The 19112-nt window shown below is 68.8% G+C and carries 16 protein-coding genes and 4 pseudogenes; 12 read left to right on the top strand and 8 right to left on the bottom strand.

Going from position 1 to position 19112, the window contains the following annotated elements; all coding sequences use genetic code 11:
• Window positions 1-609, top strand: a 609-nt coding sequence (locus AB0I41_RS28555; RefSeq protein WP_357113677.1) for an ISAs1 family transposase, incomplete at its 5' end; no start/stop codon positions are given.
• Here AB0I41_RS28555 and AB0I41_RS28550 read toward each other — a convergent pair.
• From AB0I41_RS28550 to AB0I41_RS28530, 5 genes and pseudogenes are all read right to left on the bottom strand, one after another.
• Complete coding sequence (locus tag AB0I41_RS28550) at window positions 591-1313, bottom strand: recombinase family protein (RefSeq protein ID WP_357113676.1); 723 nt, start codon at window positions 1311-1313, stop codon at window positions 591-593. The two genes, AB0I41_RS28555 and AB0I41_RS28550, sit on opposite strands and share 19 nt — an antisense overlap.
• Window positions 1243-2058 (bottom strand): recombinase family protein, encoded by an 816-nt coding sequence (locus AB0I41_RS28545; protein ID WP_357113675.1) that lies wholly within the window; start codon window positions 2056-2058, stop codon window positions 1243-1245. Before AB0I41_RS28545 ends, AB0I41_RS28550 begins: the two co-directional genes overlap by 71 nt.
• Before the next feature lie 387 nt (window positions 2059-2445).
• Window positions 2446-3108 (bottom strand): response regulator transcription factor, encoded by a 663-nt coding sequence (locus AB0I41_RS28540; RefSeq protein ID WP_357113680.1) that lies wholly within the window; start codon window positions 3106-3108, stop codon window positions 2446-2448.
• Window positions 3105-3344 (bottom strand): ATP-binding protein, encoded by a 240-nt coding sequence (locus AB0I41_RS28535; protein WP_357113679.1) that lies wholly within the window; start codon window positions 3342-3344, stop codon window positions 3105-3107. Before AB0I41_RS28535 ends, AB0I41_RS28540 begins: the two co-directional genes overlap by 4 nt.
• 244 nt (window positions 3345-3588) lie before the next feature.
• Window positions 3589-3762 (bottom strand): annotated as a pseudogene (locus tag AB0I41_RS28530) (histidine kinase dimerization/phosphoacceptor domain-containing protein); the annotation flags it as partial.
• Between the two features lie 682 nt (window positions 3763-4444).
• On the opposite strand from AB0I41_RS28530, the gene AB0I41_RS28525 reads away from it, so the two are divergent.
• The 4 genes and pseudogenes from AB0I41_RS28525 to AB0I41_RS28510 all read left to right on the top strand — a co-directional run.
• A complete protein-coding gene (locus AB0I41_RS28525; protein WP_357113674.1) occupies window positions 4445-5356 on the top strand; it encodes an ATP-binding cassette domain-containing protein in 912 nt (303 codons plus the stop codon).
• Window positions 5353-6204, top strand: coding sequence for a hypothetical protein (locus AB0I41_RS28520; RefSeq protein WP_357113673.1), 852 nt, complete (start codon window positions 5353-5355; stop codon window positions 6202-6204). The genes AB0I41_RS28525 and AB0I41_RS28520 overlap by 4 nt, the downstream gene beginning before the upstream one ends.
• Before the next feature lie 70 nt (window positions 6205-6274).
• Entirely contained in the window at window positions 6275-8593 is a 2319-nt protein-coding gene (locus AB0I41_RS28515; RefSeq protein ID WP_357113678.1) for an acylase, read from the top strand.
• 361 nt (window positions 8594-8954) lie between these two features.
• Window positions 8955-9097: pseudogene (locus AB0I41_RS28510) on the top strand (peptidylprolyl isomerase); the annotation flags it as partial.
• Window positions 9098-9298: 201 nt separating this feature from the next.
• Here AB0I41_RS28510 and AB0I41_RS28505 read toward each other — a convergent pair.
• Together AB0I41_RS28505 and AB0I41_RS28500 are read right to left on the bottom strand one after the other, a co-directional pair.
• The gene (locus AB0I41_RS28505; protein WP_357113672.1) at window positions 9299-10675 is read right to left on the bottom strand and encodes a glycosyl hydrolase family 18 protein; all 1377 of its coding nucleotides are present in this window, start codon (window positions 10673-10675) and stop codon (window positions 9299-9301) included.
• A gap of 135 nt (window positions 10676-10810) precedes the next feature.
• Window positions 10811-11314, bottom strand: a complete 504-nt coding sequence (locus tag AB0I41_RS28500) for a hypothetical protein (RefSeq protein WP_357113671.1) — start codon at window positions 11312-11314, stop codon at window positions 10811-10813.
• Window positions 11315-11587: 273 nt separating this feature from the next.
• On the opposite strand from AB0I41_RS28500, the pseudogene AB0I41_RS28495 reads away from it, so the two are divergent.
• The 4 genes and pseudogenes from AB0I41_RS28495 to AB0I41_RS28480 form a co-directional block, all read left to right on the top strand.
• Window positions 11588-12022 (top strand): annotated as a pseudogene (locus AB0I41_RS28495) (IS30 family transposase); the annotation flags it as partial.
• Window positions 12011-12229 carry a hypothetical protein gene (locus AB0I41_RS28490; RefSeq protein WP_357113681.1) on the top strand — a complete coding sequence of 73 codons (219 nt, stop codon included), beginning with the start codon at window positions 12011-12013 and terminating at the stop codon, window positions 12227-12229. The pseudogene AB0I41_RS28495 and the gene AB0I41_RS28490, both read left to right, overlap by 12 nt.
• A gap of 137 nt (window positions 12230-12366) precedes the next feature.
• Window positions 12367-12552: pseudogene (locus AB0I41_RS28485) on the top strand (IS5/IS1182 family transposase); the annotation flags it as partial.
• A 124-nt stretch (window positions 12553-12676) separates the two neighbouring features.
• Window positions 12677-13210, top strand: a complete 534-nt coding sequence (locus tag AB0I41_RS28480) for a transposase family protein (protein WP_357113670.1) — start codon at window positions 12677-12679, stop codon at window positions 13208-13210.
• Between the two features lie 7 nt (window positions 13211-13217).
• Here AB0I41_RS28480 and AB0I41_RS28475 read toward each other — a convergent pair whose 3' ends face one another.
• Complete coding sequence (locus AB0I41_RS28475) at window positions 13218-15977, bottom strand: AAA family ATPase (RefSeq protein WP_357113669.1); 2760 nt, start codon at window positions 15975-15977, stop codon at window positions 13218-13220.
• A gap of 280 nt (window positions 15978-16257) precedes the next feature.
• On the opposite strand from AB0I41_RS28475, the gene AB0I41_RS28470 reads away from it, so the two are divergent.
• The 3 genes from AB0I41_RS28470 to AB0I41_RS28460 all read left to right on the top strand — a co-directional run bounded on the left by AB0I41_RS28470 (window position 16258) and on the right by AB0I41_RS28460 (window position 19103).
• Entirely contained in the window at window positions 16258-16959 is a 702-nt protein-coding gene (locus AB0I41_RS28470; RefSeq protein WP_357113668.1) for an alpha/beta hydrolase, read from the top strand.
• Window positions 16960-17329: 370 nt separating this feature from the next.
• Window positions 17330-18112 carry an alpha/beta hydrolase gene (locus AB0I41_RS28465; protein WP_357113667.1) on the top strand — a complete coding sequence of 261 codons (783 nt, stop codon included), beginning with the start codon at window positions 17330-17332 and terminating at the stop codon, window positions 18110-18112.
• Window positions 18113-18689: 577 nt separating this feature from the next.
• Window positions 18690-19103 (top strand): hypothetical protein, encoded by a 414-nt coding sequence (locus tag AB0I41_RS28460; RefSeq protein ID WP_357113665.1) that lies wholly within the window; start codon window positions 18690-18692, stop codon window positions 19101-19103.
• Window positions 19104-19112: the final 9 nt, after the last annotated feature.

The following is a 19112-nucleotide window of genomic DNA, read 5'->3' as shown; positions in this document are numbered from 1 at the left end:
AGAGCCGCGATGCGGGGAAACTCGCACGTCCGGTTCGGGGAGAAGTCGCGCGGAAACGATCCCAAGAGGACACCGCGCCGCGCGGCTTACTCCACGCCGACCTTGTTCGCCCAGCTCAAGCATCTGCCCTGGGCGCAGGTGCCGGTCGGGGACCAACACCGCGACACCGGACACGGCCGTCGTGAGACCCGTACCGTCAAGGCGTTGACCGTCCAGACTCCCGGTGGCATCGGCTTCCCCCACGCCCAACAGGCCGTCCGGATCACCCGTACCCGCACGGTGGCCGGCAAGCGCACACGAGAGACCGTCTATCTGGTGGCGTCACTGCCCGCCGCCCACGCCCAGCCCGCTGACCTGCAGGAATGGGCCCGCCTGGAATGGCATATCGAGAACCGGCTGCACTGGGTCCGCGATGTGACCTTCCACGAGGACGCCCACCGGGCACGTACCGGCAACGGACCCGCCGTCGCAGCGGTCCTGCGCAACACCGCCATCGGATTCCACCGCGGCAACGGCGAGACCAACATCGCCAGAGCCACCAGACGCGCCAACCGACGCCCCCACGACCTCATCACCACCGTGACCAGCAGCTACCCAACTACGCAATGACCCTGCCGCTTCCCTGCGGGTTGAGCGTGTAGATCCCGGTCTCGGCTTCGAGGGTCCAGGTGTGCTGGCCGCACACGATGATCATGTTGTTGGTGCGCAGGCAGGTGGCGACCTTGTCCGGGTCGGGGCTGCGCAGCGCGGGATGGTGACGGTGTAGTCCGCGGTCGTGTCGGATGCGGTCCAGCAGGTGGTCTTTCCGGATGTAGAGGATCTTCGGTCGGGGAGAGGTCTTGGTGCGGCTGCTGGTGTGGCCGTGCCGGCAGCGGTAGCCGGGACGGCCGTGGACCCAGTGGGAGTCCCATGATGCGGCCGCAGACGCCGCAGCATACGAGGCCGGCGAGGAGGTAGTGGCGGGGAGCGCCGTCAGCGGGGGTGGGTGCGGTGTGGATGGCTTGGGCCGCGACGAACTGCTCCTCGCTCACCAGCGGCGGGTGAGCGATCTGGCGGGAGATGACCCACTGCGGGGCGGCGTTCCAGCGCTGGACTTCGTGATGCCGTGTGATGGTGCCGTCGGGCTCGATGTCGTGGTGGTCGGTGCGTTGCCGGTTCCAGAGCTGTCGGCCGGTGTAGCGGGGGTTGGCCAGGATCGCAGCCACGGTGGTCAGCATCCAGCCTTGGCCGCCGCGGTGAGGGTTACGTGCCCGGTCGGCGCCGGACGGGCACGGTACGCCGGTGTCGTTGAGGGCGCGGGCGATGCTGGCCACGCTGCGACCGGGCGAGCCGCTGCTCGAAGATCCACCTCACCCAGGGCGCGGTGACCGGGTCGGGTTCCAGACGATGGAGACGTCGTCCCCAGGCGGCGTGGGCGCGGTTCGGATGAGGCCCGGCGTCAACCAGCCGGTAGCCGTAAGGCGGCCGGCCGCCGAGGTGCCGGCCCTGCAGCTCAGCTTGGGCGCGCATCGCCGCGGTGGTGCGATGCCGGGCCCGGGACACCTCCCGCTGGGAGTGCACACCCAGCAGGTCCAGCAGCGCCAACTGCCGAGGGCTGTCGAAGTCCACCGGCCCGTAGGTCTCCGGCAGCCACAGCTGCACGCCGTGCCTTACGAGGGTGGGGGTCAGCTGTTCGAGCTGCTGGCCGTGGAAGGCCCGTTCGTACTCGCCCACGACGATCGCGTCGAACCCGCGCGCCGGGTCCGCCACCGCGGTAAGCAGCCGTGCCGCCTGCGGCCGGTCCGGCCAGGCCGCCCGGCGAGAGACACCCTCGTCGAAGAACTCGACCACGATCCGACCATGACCGGCGACGAGGTCCTCGGCGTAGTTGCGCTGCCACCGGCACGACGACGCCCGATCCTGAAAGTCGACGGTGGACATCCGGCCGTAGAAGGCGAAGCGGATGCCGAGTGGAGGTGACGTTGTCGGGCGCCGCGCCCGCTGGCGGCCTCGCTGGTTCGGCTGCCATATCCACCAGCCGAGCAGGTCGGGGCCGTCGAGTTCCGGCGCGTATTGCATCAGGACGCTCCCCACACACAGTGTTACAGGCATCCACCTCGATATAGAGAGCTGACGATGCCACGGTTCGTGGGACTCGGCCACTCGCAACATCTGTTGGCTCAACCGTGCGGCGCGGGCCCGGCTGGTCACCTGGTTTGCAGCTGTGTGGTTGGGAGACGTACGTACGACACGTACTGGGAGCGGATGGCCGCCGCGTGGGGTGATTGGCCCCTGAATCGCGTCGCGGCCAGTGACGTCGAGGCGATGAGACAAGAGATAGTCGCCACGGCCCGGTTGCGGCGTAACAGCCTTCTCTGCACCAGGCAAGTCCGCGCCAGCCCACTCGGCGAAGTTGCCTGGAAGGGCTTGGGCGGACGGTGAAAGTGGGGTTTGTGGTGGTGATCGTCAGGTGCGGGGCGGTGTTACCAGGCCGGTTTCGTACGCGATGATGACCAGGTGTACTCGGTCGCGGGCGTCGAGCTTGGCGAGTAGTCGTGTCACGTAGGTCTTGGAGGTGGCGACGCTGATGGACATCGCGGCGGCAATTTCGCTGTTGGAGAGGCCGCGTCCGATGAGTGTCAGCACTTCGCGTTCCCGTTCGGTGATGCCGTTGACGACCGGCCGTGGTTGCGGCTTTGGTTCGGGTCGGCCGGCGAATTCCTGAATCAGGCGGCGGGTGACGCTGGGGGCGATGAGCGCGTCGCCGGCGGCGACGACGCGGATCGCGGTGAGGATGTCGTCGAGGGCCATGTCTTTGACGAGGAACCCTGAGGCGCCGGCGCGCAGCGCGGCGTAGACGTACTCGTCATGATCGAAGGTGGTCAGGACGACGATCCGCGGGGCGTCCGGTTGGCCGGTGATCGCGCGGGTGGCGTCGATGCCGTCGGGGTCGGGCATGCGGATATCCATGACGACCACGTCGGGTTGCAGGTCGGTGGCGAGTCGGATGGCTTCTGCCCCGGTGCTGGCTTCGCCGGCGACGTCGAGGTCGGCGGCGTCGTTGATGACCATCCTGAGTGCGCTGCGGACGAGGGGTTGGTCGTCGGCGAGGACGATGCGGACGGTCATCGCGGCGCTGCCGGTACGGGTAGGCGGGCGATGACGTGGAAGCCGCCTTCGGGGCGGGGGCCGGCGTGAAAATGACCGTGTAGTAGTTGAACGCGTTCCCGCATGCCGGCGATGCCGTGTCCGGTGCCCGTGCGCTGCGCGCGGCAGCGTCCGTCGTTGTCGATCGTGATGGCGAGCTCGTTGTCCCGCTGGTCGATGGTGACGCGACAGGTGGTGGTGGCGGCGTGGCGGATCACGTTGGTGATGGACTCCTGAATGATGCGGTACGCGGAGATGCCGAGGTCGGTGGGCAGGGGCCGGTGGTCGCCGAGCCAGCGTAGCTGGACCTGAAGGCCGGCGGCGCTGGTCGCTTCGGCCAGTCGCTCGACGTCGGCCAGGCCAGGCGCCGGGCCGAACGACGCCCGGTGTTGAGCCGGCGTCGGTGTCACGGAGGAGACCGAGCATGCGCCGCAGTTCAGTAAGGGTCTGCCGGCTGGCAGTTTCCACGGCCGTCATCGCGGACCGTGCAGCGGACGGCTGGGTGTCGATGACCCGGCTGGCCGCGCCGGCTTGCAGGGCGATGATGCCGATGCTGTGCGCGACGCTGTCGTGCAGCTCGCGGGAGATCCGCAGACGCTCGGCGGTGACCGCTTGAGTGGCTGCCTGGGCCACCATTGCGTCGGCGTGTTCGCGGGCTTGCCGGATCGAGTTGCCGGCCAGCCAGGCGACGATCGCGCTGAGCGCGACGGCCAACTGGGTCGAGGTGCCGATCGGGTAACCAAGCAGTACTCGCGCGACCGCGTAGCCGGCCAGCACCCCGACTCCCATGGCGATAGCCGCGATCGACGTCCGCCGGGACTGGGCCGCGGCGATGAAACACAACGCCACGTCGACGGCCAGGAACTGCAGAAACGCGATCTCGGTCGAGTTGAGCGCCATCGCTGCGGCGACCGACCCGGCCAGCAGCAGCACGACGGCCGGCAGCGGTCGCCGGCGCAGCAGGGCGCTGCCCGTCAGCGCCAGGGCGGTGGCCACCACCAGATAGGACCAGGATTGAGCCGTACGGTCCAACGGATCCCGGAACGGGATGACTGGCACCTCCACCTCACCCGGCAACCGGACGAACATGACAAGCGAGTACGCCGTGGCGACACACCAGGTCAGTGCCGTCCAGACCCCCGGCGGCACGGCCTTGAGCAGCGGCAGCCTCGTGGCGGTGGACATGCGCCGATCGTAATCTCGCGTGTTCGGCAGAGCGTCGGCCGTCGGTTGTACAACCACGGTCGACAGCCAACCGGTGCGATTGTCACCGGCGGTGCGATGCGGCCCGGGCCCACCCTGCGGGAGCGTTGGCGGCGTGATCGAAGTCAACCAACTGACCAAGCGTTACCGAAAGGTCACGGCCGTCGACGGCCTGTCGTTCACGGTCCGCCCAGGGCTGGTGACCGGGTTCCTCGGCCCGAACGGGGCCGGAAAGTCCACCACGCTACGCATGATCCTCGGCCTGACCGAGCCCACCAGCGGCACCGCCACCATCGACGGACGCCGGTTCCGCGACCTGCCCCGGGGGCTGCGGCACGTCGGCGCGCTGCTCGACGCCGGCGACGTCCATGGCGGCCGCAGCGCCAGTGCCCACCTGTGGGCCCTGGCCCGCAGCAACGGCCTGCCGCGCCGGCGGGTCGACGAGGTCCTGGAGCAGGTGGGGCTGGCCAGCGCGGCCGGCCGCCGCATCGGCGGGTTCTCGCTCGGCATGAAACAGCGGTTGGGTATCGCCACCGCCCTGCTCGGCGACCCGCCGGTGCTGCTGTTCGACGAGCCGATCAACGGCTTGGACCCCGAAGGCGTGCTGTGGGCACGTGGTCTGTTCCGGCGGCTGGCCGCCGAGGGGCGAACCGTGTTCGTCTCCAGCCACCTGATGAGCGAGATGCAGAACACCGCTGATGAGCTCATCGTCATCGGCCGGGGCAGGCTGATCGCCGCCGAACCCCTGGCCGAGTTCGCGGCCCGCAGCACCAAGCAGCAGGTCACCGTCCGTACCCCAGACGCCACGGCGCTGGCGGCTCTGCTGACCGCCGAGGGCGCCACGGTCACCGCACACGGCGACGGTGGCTGCACCGTGACCGGGCTGACCGCGGCCCGCATCGGCCAACTCGCCTTCGACCACCGAATCCTGCTACACGAAGTAACCACCCAAACCAACTCCCTGGAAGAAGCGTTCATGGAACTGACCGCCGACAGCGTCGAGTACCTCGCCGGAGGCCAGCGATGACCGCCACCCGGATCCGCGCCCGGTTCCGCGACCTGGTCGCCGCCGAATGGATCAAGCTGTGGTCGCTGCGCTCCACCTACGGCGTACTCGCGGCCGGCGCGCTGATCTGCGTCGGGATCACCACGAACTCCGCCCGCTCCAACGTCACCCTCATAGCCAGAAGCACTTCACCGTTGCAGCGCCTCGGTATTGACCCGATGATCGCCGCCTTTGCGCAGGAGGCGTTTCAGATCCTCGGGATCGTCGCGTGCAGCGTGGGTGCCATCATGATCTTCGGCGAGTACACGAGCGGGCTGATCCGGACGACGTTCACCGCCGTGCCGGCCCGCCGGTCGGTGGTGTTGGCCAAGGTCGTCGTCATGACCGTAGTCATGTTGGCCTTCGGAGGGCTAGTCTCGGCGGCCTCGTTCAGTGTCACCCAGGCGATTTACCACCAAGAACACATCGGTCTGTCGATCACCGCGCCTGGCGCGTTCCGCGCGGTCGCCGCGTCCGCGCTGCTCGCCCCGGTGTGCGCCCTGGTCGGCATGGCGCTCGGCGCGATGATCCGGCACGCCGCCGGCACGATCGTCGCCGCGATTGGCGTGCTGGTGCTGGCACCGGCGCTGTTCCAGGGCGAGACGTACCGTTGGGTCAAGGAGATCGGAAACGCCATGGTGTACAGCGCCTGGCGGGCGTTGGTCGAGAACCCGGCGCATCAGATCCTGACCGTCCCGGGGCGCCCGAGCCCCGGCGGCCCCACGGAGAAGTACCCGGTGACGATCACCGAGGCATGGATCGTGTTCACGGCTTGGGCGATCGCGGCCGTCGTCATCGCAGTTACCACGATGGACCGCCGTGAGGTCTGACCGCGGCGGCGCCACACGCCGCAACCGCTTCGTCCGCGTTGGTGCCGTCGTCGTCCTGCTCGTTGCCGGATTGGCGACAGGCGTCGGAACGGCCAGCGGTCAGACGACCGACAGCCGTCTGACGTACACAGCCAGGATCAGCCGTACCTCGTACGGCGTGCCGCACATCACCGCGGCGAACTTCGCCAGCCTGGGCTTCGGCGCAGGCTATGCGCAGGCCGAAGACAACATCTGCCTGATCGCCGAAAAGGTCGCCAGGGTCGACGCGACACGGTCGCGGTACTTCGGCGCCGACGATGAGAACCTACGCAGCGACGTGTTCTTCCAGAAGGCGAAACTGGACCGGGTGGTCGAGCGCCTGCTCGCCGGTACACCCAACGGCGTGGACGCGCCGTCGCAGCAGGTCCGTGATCTCGTGCGCGGGTTCGCCGCTGGCTACAACGACTACCTGTCCAAGACCGGGGTCGCGAACCTGACCGACCCGCAATGCCGCGGCAAGCTCTGGGTACGCCCGCTGAACGAACTCGACCTCTGGCGTACCACGTGGGCGACCATGATCCGCAGCGGCTCCCTCGCCGCGCTCGACGCCATTGTCGGCGCGGCTCCGCCGCCGGCAGGCGCGAGCGACCGGGCGCCGCGGAGCGGGACGGACGTCGCGGACGTGGTCGAGAAGACGATGGGCCGCAACGAGACCAACGGGCTGGGCAGTAACGCCTACGGGCTGGGCCGAGAGGCGACCGCGAACCGAACCGGGATGCTGCTGGCCAACCCACACTTCCCCTGGGAGGGCCCGGACCGGTTCTACCGCATGCACCTGAGAATCCCCGGCGTGTACGACGTGGAAGGAGCGTCACTCGTCGGCGACCCCATCATCCAGATCGGCCACAACGCCTCCCTGGGCTGGAGCCATACCACCTCCACCGCTTGGCGGCACGTCTTCCACAAGCTGACCCTGGTACCCGGCGACCCCACGTCGTACTACTACGACGGCCGCCCCCGGAAGATGACCCGACGCACCGTCACGGTCCAGGTGCCGACGACGACCGGCGGCACCAGGCCCGTCACCCGGACCATGTACGACACCCTGTACGGACCCGTCGTCGTCTACTCCGGCGAACTCCCATGGACCACCACGACGGCGTACGCGATGACCGACATCAACGCCGACAACCTTCGGGCGCTGGACGGATGGCTGCAGATGGGTCGTGCCCGAACAGTCCGCGAGTTGAAGACCGTGCTCGACCGGTACCAGTTCGTTCCGTGGAACAACACCGTCGCCGCAGACGCGACCGGCGAGGCGCTGTACGGTGACCACTCGGTCGTCCCACGGGTCATCGACACCCTCACGGCCACGTGCATCCCCACGCCGTTCAAGGAAATGTACAAGGAGACCGGCCTCGCGGTCCTCGACGGGTCGGCCTCGAAATGCGCACTGGGCGTCGACCCGGACGCCGCCGTGCCCGGCATCCTCGGCCCGGCACACCTACCGGTGCTGTTCCGCACCGACTACGTCACCAACTCCAACAACAGCCACTGGCTGGCCAACCCGGCACAACCCTTGACCGGTTACCCGCGCATCATCGGCAGCGAACAGACGGAGCGCAGCCTGCGAACCCGGCTCGGCGTGCTTCAGGTGCAGCAGCGGCTCGCCGGTACCGACGGGCTGCCAGGTACCACGTTCACCACCGAGAACCTCTGGCAGGTCGCGTTCGGCAACCGGGTCTACGGCGGCGAACTCGTCCGCGACGACCTGGTCGCGCTGTGCACGGCTAACCCCACCGCCACGGCATCCGGCGGCGACACCGTCGACCTCACCGAAGCCTGTGCGGCACTGCGTACCTGGAACCTGCGCGTCGATCTGGACAGCCGCGGTGCCCACCTGTTCAACGAGTTCGCGCGCGGCCGCACCCCATTCCAGGAGCCGTTCGTGATGACCGACCCGGTCAACACACCACGGATCCTTGCGAAGGACGACCCCAGAGTACTCACCGCGTTGGCCGACGCCGTGCAACGGTTGGCTGGCATCCCACTCGACGCCCCTCTCGGCGCGATCCAGACCGAGCCGGGCGGTGCCGAACGGATCCCGATCCACGGTGGCCCGGAGAGCGCCGGAGCCTTCAACGTGATCAGCAGCACACTCGAACCCGGCGTCGGCTACCCGAAGATCCAACACGGCACGTCCTTCGTCATGGCCGTCGAGTTCGGCGCGAACGGACCGACCGGACGCCAAATCCTCGCATACTCCCAGTCGGCCAACCGCAACTCGCCGCACTACGCGGACCAGACCCGGCTGTACTCCCAGAAGGGCTGGGACACCATCAAATATACAGACACGCAGATCTCCGCCGACCCGAACCTACGCACCTACACGGTAGGGAGGCCAGCGTGATGTGTCACCCAACTGACGCACCCAGTTAAATACACAATAACGGAACAACGGAACTCCCTGCAAAGGATTGTCCTGCAAGGACAAGCCTTCAATGCAGGGAGTTCCGCTGCTTCACGTTAATCGGCACTCATCTTGACGGCCCGCCCGATGAGCGAACTACGCAGCATCGTGGTCAAACAGGTAGTTCGCCGGCTTGCGCATCGGATCGCCGGCGTCGAACTAATTGATCGATAGGTGCCTTCAGTCGCGCAGGCAGGCGAAGGGCAACCTCATGCAGGCCGGCTAAAAGAGCTCCGGATCCTAGCGTTGACGTAGGCGGACATAATTGACTGCGTTAATTGCGTCGTGGCGTGATCGTGGCTTCGGCACGGTCGACGCGGCCGGGCTGGCCACCTTGGACCGGATCGCGGCTGGCGGGATCGCCGCCACGCCGGAGGACCCGGCTCCGGTCGACGGCGCGCCGCCCTGCCGGTGGCGATCTGCCGGGCCACCCGGGGCCGCTGAGACCCACCCGGCGGGGCGGATCGCCGCCCCGCCCGGGTGAGGTCCCACCGGCTTCGTCGCCCGCCGCCGGGAACGTGGCCGGCCCGGACCGGCCAGTCCCGGACCGGCCCGCCGTGGAGCGGCTGGCGGCCGGTGACCGGCGGCACCGAGCAGTGCGGCCCCCGCCGTGCCGAGTAGGGCGTGACGGGGGCCGCGGTGGGGTCACGCCGGCAGGCGCCAGACCTGGTTGGCGCCGCCGAAGCAGTCCCAGATCTGCAGCCGGGTGCCGTCGGCGGAGCTGTTGTCGGTGGCGTCCAGGCACTTGTTCGACTGCGGGTTGCGCAGCGTGCCGTTGGACTGGGCCTGCCAGACCTGGGCGCCGGTGCCGTTGCAGTCCCAGAGTTGGACCTTCGCCCCGTTGGCGGTGGAGCCGCTGGTCACGTCGGCGCACTTGCCCAGGGCGCGGAGCGTGCCGTCGGTGGCCACGGTCCAGCTCTGCGCGGCGGTGCCGTTGCAGGTGTACAGCTGGACGGCGGTGCCGTTCGCGGTGCCGGCCGCGGCGACGTCGACGCACTTGCCACCGATGCCGGTGATCGGGCCGGTCCGCCCGCTCGGTGGCGGCGTGCCGCCCATGACGGTGTCGTAGATCGCGCTGACCAGCGAGGTCGAGCCGGTGGTGTCCTGGGAGAGTTCCCAGTTCATCATGCCGCCCGCGTTGGCCAGCGCCCACTGGGTCTTGCGTTTGACGGTCGGGATGCCGTTGTAGCACTGTTGCGCGCCGCTGACGGTGGTGCAGTCCCGGTTGGCGTTGGCCGGGTCCATGCCGACCAGCGCGGAGTAGGTGTAGTAGCCGGGCCGGCTGTAGAAGGGCACGCCGAGCACCGCCTTGCTGGCCGGCAGGCCGCGCGACTTCCACCCGTTCACGCTGTTGATTGACCAGTCGTAGTTGGCGTGCGGACTGCCGCCGTCGTACGCCATGATGTTCAGCCAGTCGACGTAGCCGAACACCGTCGTCGGTACACCCTGCACGTAGTAGCCCTCGGAGACCACGGCGGCGGTGAGCAGCTTGCCGCGGCTGTGCAGCGCGCTGCCGAGCTGCTGCATCAGCAGCGAGTAGTTGGTGGCCGAGGTGCCCGGGTCGGGATACTCCCAGTCGATGTCGACGCCGTCGAGGTTGTACTGGTTGACGAAGTTGACCACGTTGTTGACAAACGCGGTGCGGGTGCCGGAGCCGGCGGCCAGCGCCTCGAACGCCGAGTCGTTGCCGTCGTTCCATCCGCCGATCGCGATCGACACCTTGACGTTGTTGGCGTGCCCGAGCGAGACGAGCGATGAGAGCTTGCTGGGGTTGTCCACCGGGCGCAGGCTGCCGTCGTTGTTGGGCAGCACGAACGCGTAGTTGATGTGGGTGAGCTTGCCGTACTGGATGGTGTTGACGCTGCCGCTCCAGGACGGCATGTAGCCGACGCTCTTGAAGTTGTTCGGCAGGACCGCAGCTTCGGCGGTGGCCGGGGTGAGGGCGAGGGTCGCGCCGGCGGTGGCCAGCGCGAGCAGGCCGGCGGCCAGGGGAGAGCGGCGGCAGGGGTGTGGTGAGGACATCGAGGGCCTTCCCGTAGACGGGTTGCGACGCAGTTGCCGTCCCGGCCGGCGCTGGATCGGCCATCCGCCAGCCGGGCGTACGGGCGGGACAGGGGTGGTCTTCCTCGAGGTAGGCCAAATATTAAAGAACATTAACTAACGCGTCAACGATGTCGTTCGATGAATGACAAGGTCATCCAGCCAGCCCGGCGACCGGCTCAGTTCGTACCCCGCGCGGGTGCCATGGGCGGCGCGGACGGCAGCGGACGGGCGGGGTGCGGGCGAGGTGGCGCGCCGCCCCGCGTCGACGGCGAGCAGCGCGAGCGCGGCCAGCGTCAGCAGCCCGCCGACCAGCGCGAGCAGACGCGGTCCCGGGTCGGGCAGCAAGGCCCCGCCGAGCAGCGACCCGACCGCGATGCCGACGTTGAAGGCGGTGCTGACACCAGCCGAGGCGAGATCGGTGCTGCCGGGGGCGAGTTGCAGCATCCGGCTCTGCACGGCGGTGCCGAACGCCGCGTAGGCGAGGCCGATGCCGGCGAGCAGGACTGCCGCCACGGGCCGCAGCACGTCGAGCGCGGCGAGGCTGAGCAGGGACACCGTGCCGACGCCCAACGGTGCCAGCAGCGAGGCGATCGGATGACCGTCCAGTGTGCGGGCCACGGCGATCGTGCCGGCGACGCCGGCCACGCCGGAGACGAACAGCAACGGCGCCAACACGGCATCGGTGAAGCCGCTGACGTCGAGCAGGAGCGGCGTGACATAGGTCTGCAGGGTCAGGAAGCCGGTGATGCCGACGGCGGTCGCGATCAGGAGCATCGTGAAACGTCGCGCGTCGGGCGCGGTGCCCCGGGCGGCACCCCCGGCGTCCGGCGGATACGACGGGATCAACACGACCACCGCGGCGGCGGTGGCGAGGCCGACGCCGGCCCGGCCCGGCCCAAGGTGAGCAAGCTCGCCGCGAACGATCGACTGCGGCAGTATGTGCAGGAGCGGCTGGCTGGCACAGTCCGCGTCCTGAACGGCAGCGGGGTTGAAGGACCGCAGGTGCGCTGGATCGGGCGTCGTCACGGGCGTCGCCAGGACCGGCGCTGGGCGACCGTCATGGAGCCCGGAGCAGATCGCCAACCGGCTCCCGGTCGACTTCCCCGAGGACGAGACGATGCGGATCTCGCACGAGGCCATCTACCAGCCCTGTACCTCCAGGGCCGCGGCGCGTTGCGCCGCGAGTTGACAGCCTGTCTGCGGACCGGTCGTGCGCTGCGGGTGCCCCGGGCCAGGACCCGGGGGCGCGGGAAGAAGTTCGTCACCGAAGAAGTGATAATCAGCCAGCGGCCTGCTGAGGCCGAGGACCGAGCCGTGCCCGGGCACAGCCGCGGCTTCGGGACCACCGAGGAGCAGGCCGCCCGGCTCCGGGTTTTCTGCGACCGGTACGGGCTGGACGACGCCGGACGCGCGGACCTGGTCAACGCCGTCGCCGCGCGGCTGAACGCACTCGTCGACTTCATGCGCGCTCAGGCTGCTGCCGGCAATGAGGCGTTCGCCGGTCACCTCGCCGCAGGACACCACATCCAGTGAGGTGATCTCAGCAAGGTTCGGCGGCCGAGTGGGGGTGACACGGGCGTAACGTCCATACCGGACGGTGTTGGATATGGACGTGGAGCCATCGATAGACAGGTTCTTGCGACAGAATCCAGTCTTCGAGAGGGCTCCACGTGATCGCCTATTCTGCCAGGCTCGACGTGCCCAGGGAACTCGTACAGCATGTGGCGCGGCTGCTTCGTGCCGAGCGTCGGGCGGTGGGCACCCGACCGGGAACCCGTGCGCTGACGTGCTTCTACCAGGCGATCCTGGTGTTGGTGTGGTTTCGCAAGGGTGAGGACAAGGCCACCCTCGGGGCGGGGTTCGGGGTGTCGCGGGCTACGGCCTACCGGTACGTTGCCGAGGCCGTGCGGGTCCTGGACGGCGCAGACACCCACCCTGCACGACGCGCTGCGCCGGGTCGCCGCCGACGGCTGGTCGCACGTGATCCTCGACGGGAAGCTGTTCGACACCGACCGCCTCGCCGAGACCACCGTGAGCGTGAAAGGCGACACGATCGACGCGTGGCACTCCGGGAAACACCGCGACTTCGGGGCGAACATTCAGGCGGTGATGCGCCCCGACGGGCTCCCGATCTGGACCTCGGATGCGATGCCCGGACATCTGCATGACCTGACCTGCGCCCAGCGTTTGGACGTCACCGGTGCCCTCTACTGGGCGGCCTCCGAACTGCGGCTGTCGACCCTGGCGGACTCAGGCTACGAAGGCGCTGGCCAGGGCATCCACGCTCCGTGCAAGCAGCCCGCCGACGGCCGCCGGCTCGCCGTCGACAACCGGACCTACAACGCCGTCCTTCGGTCCATGCGGTGCCTCGGAGAACGCGGCTTCGCGATCCTCGTCGGCCGCTGGCGGACCCTGCGTCACAGCACAGCCAGCCCACGCCAGGTCGGCGACATCGTCCGCGCCGCTCTCCACCTCACCCATTTCGAATACCGACACCTACCGGAATCTTGTTGAGATCACGTCACTGTCCTCGCAGTGCTATGCGCGCCGAGAGGGCCGAGCGAAGTTCACCGCGGCTGGTAATCCCGAGCTTCGGAAAGATGCGGTAGAGGTGTGTGCCGATCGTCCGGTGGGACAGATACAGCTGCTGTCCGATGTCTCTGTTTGAGAGCCCTTGGGCGGCGAGTTGGGCGATTTGCAGCTCTTGAGCGGTCAGTTGGTCGCTGGCGGCGACGTCGCGTCGGCGGCTGGCCTCCCCGGACGCTCGAAGCTCTCGGCGGGCTTGGTCGCTCCAGGCTGCGCAGCCCATGGCGTCGAAGGCATCGCGGGCGTCCCGCAGCGGAGTGCGTGATTCGGCGATTCGGCGCTGGCGCCGTAGCCACTGGCCGTGTGCAAGCAGGAGCCGGGCACGCTGAAGCGGCCAGTGCGTGAGGTCGGCGCCGAGTGCCCCCTCGAAGCGGCCCGCGGCCTCCTGGGGGTCCTGGGCGAGTAGCGCGCGTGCGTGCAGCAGTCCTACTGCGATGCAGGTCCCCGGGATGTCGCCGGATGCTGACTCGACCTGTCTCACGCGCGCTCGTGCTTCGTTGATCCGGCCGGTGTGCAGTGCAGCTTCGGCGAGATCGCCGATGAGCCAGCACGCGACAATCGGGTGGTGTGCCGGACTCGCCGGATCGAAGAGGCGTTCGGCCACCTCGTAGGCGTCGGAGTGCCTGCCCGCTCCGAGTGCGGCGAGGATCCGACCGAATTGCGCGAAGGCGACGGTAATGTTCGCCCCGGTCGGCACCGCGATACGCTCGGCCCGGGCCGCGGCTCGCTCAGCCGCGTCCGGATCGCCTCGGATCCCGGCGATGATCGAATCGACTGTGTCGGCTGCTGCGATCCATTGCGGCTCGCCGAGCTCTGTCGCCAGGCGCCGAGCCTCTTCTGCCGCGGGAATCGCTACGGCCCAGTCAGCGACCTGCGCTGCCATACTTCCCTGCAGCGTGAGCATGCGCGGCAGATGCCCGAGCCGTCCTTTCGTTCGGAGACCCTCGACCGCCTCACCGAGGAATCTCGCAGCGAGATCGAAGTCCCCCACGGCTGCAGCTGCCGGGCCCAGGAGACGGGCGGCGTCGGTATCGCGGTGGAGATCGGTCGCGGCTGCGCGGACGCGCTCGACTACTGCCGGTGCCGTCCCGAACGGGTCGGCATAGGCCTGGATCGCAAGGATCCGCAGGTCGGCGGATGCCGGATCACCCAAGCGATTCGCCGCTTTGACAAGGACTCTGCGTGCCGAGGGTGCCGGATCCACCATCCAGGCCCGGGTGGCGACAAGCCAGGCCATGTCGAGTTGTAGTTCGTGATCACCTGCCTTGCCCGCATGCTCGGCGGCGGCGATCAGTGCTGCGGCACGTGGCGTGTCGCCAAGTGGCCGCGTGTGGACGACTTCTTCAATCCACGTGGCGCGAGCTCGCTCGATCGGATCGGGCTCGAGGTGCTCCACCTCACGCAGTATCGGCGTGACGACGTCGCGTTGGCCGAGCTCGAAGGCGAGCTGCGCTGCGGCGAGCAGGCGCCGGACGCGCTGCTTGGACGGGCTCAGCTGGGCTGCCCGCTGCAGAGCGGTGACCGCGACCGCGAGTGCGCCGCGGCGCCTCGCGCGTCCGGCTGCCTCCTCCAGTTCCTTGGCGATCTCTTCATGCGTGCCGCTGATCAATGCAGCGCGATGCCACACGCGCCGGTCCGGCTCGGCGCGCAGTACCTCGGCAAGCGCCTCGTGCACCTGGCGGCGCCGCGACAGGCTCGCACTCTGGCGCACCGCCGAGCGGATCAGCGGGTGGCGAAAGCGCACCGTGTGCAGGTCAAGGTCGACGATCGCGGCCTCGGCCGCCGGTTCGAGCAGCTCGAGCCCCAACGTGGTCCCCGCAACCGCGCCCGCGGCCTCGAGGATCTCGCTGACGCGCTCGTCGTCGCTGTGCGCCGCGACCAGCAGAAGCAGCCGGGTCATCTCCGGCAGATCCGACACCCGGGCGGCGAAGGCCTGTTCGAGCCGCTGCGTGAGCGGCAGCGACCCTGGCGCGATCGGCTCCAGTCGTGCCGCGGTGGTCGGCAGCTCAATGAGCGCGAGAGGATTGCCGGCGGCCTCGCTCAGCACCCGGTTACGGATCACCGGGGAGAGCTCCTGCGCTGACGCGTCCAGCAGTGTCTTCGCGTCGGCGGGCGCGAGACCGCTGAGGCGCTGCTGTGGCAGTCCGGCATCAACGAGCGGCGACGGGTAACCCTCGCGCGCGGCGGCCACCAATACGATCGGATCGGACTGTATGCGGCGGGCGACGAACGCGAGCACTTCGGTCGTCGGGCGGTCAAGCCAATGCGCGTCCTCGGCCAGGACCAGCAGCGGTGCGTCGGTCGCCACCTCGCAGAGCAGATCAAGAACAGCCATCGCGATCCGGAATCGCTCCGGCGCCGACTCCTGCGCCAGCCCGAAGACGGCATCGAGCGCGGCACGCTGTGTCGCCGGTAAGTCCGCCGCGCGGAAACGCACCGGGCGAAGCATCTGGTGAAGGCCCGCAAACGCCAGATGCGCCTCGGACTGTACCCCGGTCGTGCTCAGCACCGTGAAGCCGCGTTCGCGCGCAACCGCAGCCGCCACGGCAAGCAGCCGGGACTTGCCGATTCCTGGCTCACCGTACAGCACGAGCGGCCCGCCGCTACTCCGGATTCCATCAAGCAGCGAGCCAAGCAGCTCGGTCTCGGCGTCCCGACCGAGCAGTGGCCCAAGGTTGTTCACAGTGATCGACATCAGACCCATCCTCGCAGCCGCTGACAGACCGCAGAAGGCCCGTAGCAGTACCCAAAGACAGCAGACGCGGTTGTCCCGGCAATGCCTGCCCGGTGCGGACGAAACGCCAGGTCAGCGGCGTGTACTCCGCTCGCCGTAGTAACGGCCCGCTGGACTCCCCATGAGCTGTCTGCCAGAAACCTGTGTCACGAACTGAAGTCAAATGACGTACGCGGCGCTCGCGCACGGCGGCCTACTGTCCTGGCATTGCCCCGGACTCACGAGAGGAACAGGGACCACCATGGGCACACATACGCTGCGAAATGTTGTTCTCGTACACGGAGGATTCGTCGACGGCTCTGGCTGGCAGGGCGTCTATGAATCACTCACCCGGGACGGCTTCCGAGTCAGCATCGTGCAGAACCCGACCCTGTCGTTGCAGGGTGACGTCGAAGCCACCCGGCAGATCATCGACGCCCAGGGCGTACCGGTCGTGCTGGTCGGCCACTCCTACGGCGGTGTGGTCATCACCGAGGCCGGTACCCACCCGAACGTGGCCGCGCTGGTGTACGTCGCGGCGTTCGCCCCGGACAAAGGGGAATCGGTCAGCACACTCATCGCCGACCCGCCGCCCGGCGCGCCGGTACCGCCGATCCTGCCCCCGCAAAACGGGTTCCTCTTCCTCGACCGCGAGAAGTTCCCGGCTTCCTTCGCTGCGGACCTGCCGGCCCCACAGGCCGAGTTCATGGCCGACTCCCAGGTCCCGTGGGGCATCGGCGCGATGGAAGGCGCGGTAACCGAACCCGCCTGGCGGAGCAAGCCCAGTTGGTACCTGGTCGCCACCGATGACCAGATGATCCCGCCACCGGCGCAGCACGCCATGGCCCGGAGGGCCGGCGCCACCGTATCCGAGATCGCAGCCAGCCACTCCGTCTACCTGTCGCAGCCAGAAGCGGTGGCGAGCTTCATCGCGCAGGCCGCGGCCGGCGCCCCGCAGCAGTAGACACCACGCCAGCCGCCGTCCGGCCTCCCCTACCAGCCGACGAGTCCGCGTTCTTGGCCGACTCCGAGATGCCACGGGGGTCGGCGCGCTGGCCGGTGCGGTCACCGAGCCGGCGTGGCGGCACAAGCCCAGCTAAGCCCTGGTTACGGCCGAGGTCATCAAGGAGGCGTCGAGACAGGCTCCCAGCCCGGTGTGGACCAGGGTTGGTCCGCCTTCGGGGCTGCGGGTGGGACTGCCTCGTCATGCGGTGCATGGCGCCGCCAACCAAGTCAGCACAGTTCAGTGAAATGAGGAGATCACCATGGCACCGAATGTCTCACGCCGTCAGGTGTTGGCGACTGGCGCGGCTTTGGCCCGGTCGGCAGCGCTGATGGCCACTCCGCTCGGGGCGGAGGCGGCGACCGCCGCGACGGCCCAGACGGGCAGGTCGGGGGCGAAGATCAAGCCGACCATCGTGTTGGTGCACGGTGGCTACGCCGACTCGTCGTGCTGGAACGGGGTCATCCCGGAGCTGCAGCGCGAGGGTTACATCACGATCGCGGGGTCGAACCCGCTGAGGGGCATCCCCACCGACGCCCCGTACATCGGGAGCCTGCTGGACTCCATCAGCGGGCCGGTCGTGCTGGTGGCACACTCCATGGGTGGGACCGTCATCACCAACGCTGCTGCCGGGAAGAGCAACGTCAAGGCTCTGGTCTACATCGCTGCGTTCGTGCCCGATGTGGGCGAGACGCAGGGGGATCTCATCAACAAGTTCCCCGGCAGCGAGGTTCTGCCCGTGAGCGTCCCGGTCCCCTACACGAAGGCCGACGGCACCACCGGAACCGACCTGTACCTGAGCAAGGACGGCCAGGCGGCCTTCGCCGTCGACATTCCCACGGCGACGTTCCGACTCCTGCAGGCCACGCAGCGGCCGTTCGATGCGGACTCCTTCATCTACCCGACCCAGGCCGCAGCGTGGCGGACCATCCCGTCGTGGGGGCTGGTCGCCGGCCAGGACAAGGCGATCCCACCCGCGTGTGAACGCTTCATGTACAGCCGCGCGAACGCCCGCAAGGTCGTCGAAGTGCCGACCGCGTCCCACGTCGTCATGATCAGTCAACCGAGGATCGTCGCGGACCTGATCCAGGACGCCGCCACGGCGACGTCCTGACGTCGCAGGTCGCCAGTGCCCCGGCTCACCACTGTGAGCCGGGGCACTGGCGACGGTTGATCCGACGTCCTGTAGGTCCATGGTCAGGTTCCGGGCTGCCTGGGTCACCCAAGCGGCGGTCGGGTGCGCGGTCGCGCCGAGGATGCGGATGCGGCGGCTCGCATGTTCGATGGCCGCGAGGACGTACATCCGGGTACCGGTGAGCGTGATCGTCTCGATGAAGTCCGCGGCCAGCAGCGCCTCGGCCTGTGAGCGGAGGAACTCCCGTCCAGGTCGTGGCGGCGCGGTCCGGGGCGGGATCGATCCCGGCCTCGCGCAGGATCCCCCAGACCGTGGACGCGGCGACCTTCACCTCCAGGGTGAGCAGTTCCCCGTGCACTCGCCGGTAGCCCCACGACGGGTTCTCTGCAGCGAGGCGCAGCACCAGGGCACGGATCGAGCGCACGGTCCGCGGCCGGCCCCGCAGCCGGGGCCGCGACGCCGTCGCGTGGCGGCGCGCGACGAGGTCGCGGTGCCACCGCAGGATGGTGTCGGGACGGACCAGCAGCCGCAGACTGTGCAAGGTGGGTCTGGGGAGGTGGTGCAGCAGAGCGGCCAGGAATGCCCGGTCGGCTGGTTCGAACCGGACTCGTGGCGTCGCGTCCGAGTTCGTAGTGTCCGCGCCGTCGCCGACCGCGTCCTCACTGGCCAGGCAAGCGAGCTGCTCGCCGAACTCAGCGACGGTCCCAACGGGCAACGGTGGGCCGAACACTTCATCCGCGCCGAACAGCATTGCTCGCCGGGCCTGAAAACCGCAGCAGAACCTCACGTGGCCCGATACCGCAAGTGGCCGCCCATCGGCCGAGGCTCCGCCCGGACGGGAACCGACCCAGCCGCCGGCACCACCAAAGGCGCCCTGCACCGCAGCCTTTCATTGAGGAGTGTCCATCAGTCGTCCGAAGAACGCAACGCGGCGAGCTGGCGCACCAGACCCGGCCGAAGCCGGGAATAGACCCAGCGG

It is taken from the genome of Micromonospora sp. NPDC050200 (assembly GCF_040656135.1).
Lineage (GTDB): Bacteria > Actinomycetota > Actinomycetes > Mycobacteriales > Micromonosporaceae > Micromonospora.
The sequence above is the reverse complement of the archived record's forward strand: the minus strand, read 5'-3'. Positions and strand labels throughout refer to the sequence as shown.

Excerpts from the sequence above, each read along its gene's own strand:
- AB0I41_RS28505 (WP_357113672.1), bottom strand. The coding sequence starts at position 10,675 with ATGTCCTCACCACACCCCTGCCGCCGCTCTCCCCTGGCCGCCGGCCTG.
- AB0I41_RS28465 (WP_357113667.1), top strand. The coding sequence starts at position 17,330 with ATGGCCACTCCGCTCGGGGCGGAGGCGGCGACCGCCGCGACGGCCCAG.
- AB0I41_RS28475 (WP_357113669.1), bottom strand. The coding sequence starts at position 15,977 with ATGTCGATCACTGTGAACAACCTTGGGCCACTGCTCGGTCGGGACGCC.
- AB0I41_RS28540 (WP_357113680.1), bottom strand. The coding sequence starts at position 3,108 with ATGACCGTCCGCATCGTCCTCGCCGACGACCAACCCCTCGTCCGCAGC.
- AB0I41_RS28470 (WP_357113668.1), top strand. The coding sequence starts at position 16,258 with ATGGGCACACATACGCTGCGAAATGTTGTTCTCGTACACGGAGGATTC.
- AB0I41_RS28545 (WP_357113675.1), bottom strand. The coding sequence starts at position 2,058 with ATGCAATACGCGCCGGAACTCGACGGCCCCGACCTGCTCGGCTGGTGG.
- AB0I41_RS28520 (WP_357113673.1), top strand. The coding sequence starts at position 5,353 with ATGACCGCCACCCGGATCCGCGCCCGGTTCCGCGACCTGGTCGCCGCC.